This is a genomic window from Nostoc sp. CHAB 5715 (genome assembly GCF_020829685.1).
Taxonomy (GTDB): Bacteria; Cyanobacteriota; Cyanobacteriia; order Cyanobacteriales; family Nostocaceae; genus Nostoc.
In genome coordinates, this window is record NZ_JAIVFR010001028.1 from 1 (window position 1) to 2505 (window position 2505).

At 45.0% G+C, this 2505-nt stretch carries 4 protein-coding genes; all 4 read right to left on the bottom strand.

Going from position 1 to position 2505, the window contains the following annotated elements; genetic code table 11:
• Nucleotides 1-190: phycobilisome rod-core linker polypeptide (locus LC574_RS35345; RefSeq protein WP_229458284.1), on the bottom strand; the 190-nt coding region annotated here is incomplete at its 3' end.
• 115 nt (nt 191-305) lie between these two features.
• On the bottom strand, nt 306-1118 hold the full coding sequence (locus LC574_RS35350) for a phycobilisome linker polypeptide (RefSeq protein ID WP_229458285.1): 813 nt from the start codon (nt 1116-1118) through the stop codon (nt 306-308).
• A 162-nt stretch (nt 1119-1280) separates the two neighbouring features.
• Nucleotides 1281-1772 carry a phycocyanin subunit alpha gene (gene cpcA / locus LC574_RS35355; RefSeq protein ID WP_118168224.1) on the bottom strand — a complete coding sequence of 164 codons (492 nt, stop codon included), beginning with the start codon at nt 1770-1772 and terminating at the stop codon, nt 1281-1283.
• Between the two features lie 88 nt (nt 1773-1860).
• Nucleotides 1861-2382 carry a phycocyanin subunit beta gene (locus LC574_RS35360; RefSeq protein WP_229458286.1) on the bottom strand — a complete coding sequence of 174 codons (522 nt, stop codon included), beginning with the start codon at nt 2380-2382 and terminating at the stop codon, nt 1861-1863.
• Nucleotides 2383-2505 lie beyond the last annotated feature (123 nt).

A 2505-nucleotide genomic window follows, 5' to 3' on the forward strand; every position in this document is an offset into this window, starting at 1 on the left:
CGCGCAGGATAGATTCAGCACTTGTGAGGCGGTCAGATGTCAAGATGTAGTTGTTGCCCAAAACTTGACGATAGACGGCAGCAATTACTCTCTCAATGTCTTCTTTGGTTGCATTTGGACGCAATTCCACAGGAGACTGATCGCTAAAAGGTTCTGTTCCCAGACGAGAAGCTGCTGTTGTAATAGCCATTGTAATTTTTCCTTTGTAACTTAGTAATTGGTAAGGGGAGTAGGGAGTGGGGAGTTAAGAGTGGTGAAATTCCCTACTCCCTACTCCCTACTCCCTACTCCCCCCGATTCCGTATTTATACGGCTGTAATGCTAATAACCCTACTGCCTTTGCGATTCAACTGCTGCAATTTACTAGAAAGTTGCTCGTATGGTACGATCAATTCCGCAGTACCCCGCCGCACTACAGTTGAGTTCGGGGAAGCTGCTTGTAACACTCGGATACGGTATGTTTCCCCGCGACCACCTGTAGAGAGACCTGTTAAGGCTCCCGAAGAGACTGGGTAAATGGGTGAGGCTAGATTCTTAGCTACTTCCCAGGTTAGCCGCCCTTGTTTTTGTCCTTGAGCGCGATCGCTATTGGCATAACCCCGATACAGTTGAAACAGTCGGCTATAGCCAACGTTTTTCAGCCCTACTTGACTTTTAAAGCCTCGATAGTAAGGCACGATATTTTCGCCAAAACTCTCTTGATATTCTAATGAGTCAATGTAGGAATTAATCTCAGCTTCATAACCTTGTGAGTTGTAAAGCTCAACATGGTACGAAATTTCTGACTCATCTTCCGGGGCCCGCCCCAATAAATGCTTATAATTCAACTCGATAAACCGAGTTTGGGAGTTGGAGTAGAAAAACTTATCCCGATAGAATTCCGATTGAGCAATGGCTTGCACAAATCCCCGAACAGAGACTCCACCTTGCTGCAACAGTGATTCTGCACTCTCTAGACGTTCTCCTTCCAGGAGATATGCATTACCCAAAACCTGACGGTAAGCCGCCCGGATAACCACTGCTACATCCGCTTCTGTTCTATCGGGACGTAGTTCTACCAGTGCTAAGTTTTCAAATTCTCCAATCCCTAATCTTGCTGCTTGTCCCAAAGCCGCCATCTTTAACCTCCTCAGTTTTTACTGCAAAACTGAAAACTTTTTAGAAAAATTTTTTCTAGTCTTTTAACAGTCTTTTGAATATAAAACTGCCCGGAGAGGTAAACAACTCATAGAACTCACTTGTCATAAGAGCTGATTTTCTCTCCGGGCTAAAGAAACACTCTAGCTTAGAGTATTGATTACATAGTCGATGTAAGAATTGGCTTCAACAGCTGGATCACCGCTTAGACCGTGGTTAGCTTTGATGTACTTGAGAGCTTCAATGTACCAGCTAGGAGACAGATCAAAAGTCCGGTTGATTTCAGCCAAGCCAGAAATCAAGAAATCGTCCAAGGGGCCTGTGCCACCAACAACTAAAGCATAAGTGATAATCCGCAAGTAGTAGCCGACATCACGTACACACTTGCCTTTGCCGCGTGCATCAGACGCGAAGTTGGGGCCTTGTTGTTGAGTGGTGTAAGGGAACTTGCTATAGACTGCTTGAGCAGCACCTTCGGTCAAGCGTTGAGCATTAGCGCTCAAAGCTTTTGCTGCTTGTAAGCTAGCTGGTGCTTGGCGGAAGCGACCAAAAGCGACTTGAATTTCGGTGCTGCTGAGGTAGCGACCTTGAGAATCAGCCGATGCAATTGCTTCCGTTAGAGGTGTTTTTGTCATTTTGGTATTTCCCTTTTACAAACTTTTGGTTGAAATTTTGTTTTGTCCTAATGGACTATTATCTCAGTCAATAGCAGCAGTATCTGCCTTAAGCTACTGCTGAAGCAGCACGATCAAAGTAGCTAGCTATTTCAGATGCTAGAGCGCTGCAATCTCCTCTGGTGATGTTGTTTGGATCGTTGACAATAGCCAGGGAAGCTTGTTTCAACTTTTGAATACCAACAGCAACTGAAGCTCCTGGAGTTCCCAATGCCAAGTAGGTTTCCCGCAAACCATTGAGGGCACGATCATCTAATACGCTGGAATCACCAGCAAAGATCGCATAAGTGATATAGCGAAGAATAATGTCCAAGTCTCTGATACAAGCAGCTGCACGACGGCTGGTGTAAGCATTACCACCGGGAGCGATCAATTGGGGTTGTTCTGCCCACAAATCACGAGTTGCAGCAGCAACAAGAGCAGATGCATTGCTGGTAATACGGTTAACGGCATCTGTACGCTTGTTACCATCTTTGACTAGTTCGCTCAATGCATCCAATTGTGCATCAGAGAGATATTCCCCACGTGTATCAGCTTGGGAAACTACTTTTGCAAATGCATCTAAAACCATTGCCTTAAATCTCCTAGTTTGCTTGGTTAAGAATAATTGGACTCAAAACTGAATAGTTCAGTTTATTTTTGATGTCACCACTGCCTGACGAGTTACGAAAGGTTCAAAACAGACATCCACGGA

Coding starts and splice junctions, on each gene's coding strand:
- LC574_RS35350 (WP_229458285.1), bottom strand. CDS start 1,118: ATGGCGGCTTTGGGACAAGCAGCAAGATTAGGGATTGGAGAATTTGAA.
- cpcA (WP_118168224.1), bottom strand. CDS start 1,772: ATGACAAAAACACCTCTAACGGAAGCAATTGCATCGGCTGATTCTCAA.
- LC574_RS35360 (WP_229458286.1), bottom strand. CDS start 2,382: ATGGTTTTAGATGCATTTGCAAAAGTAGTTTCCCAAGCTGATACACGT.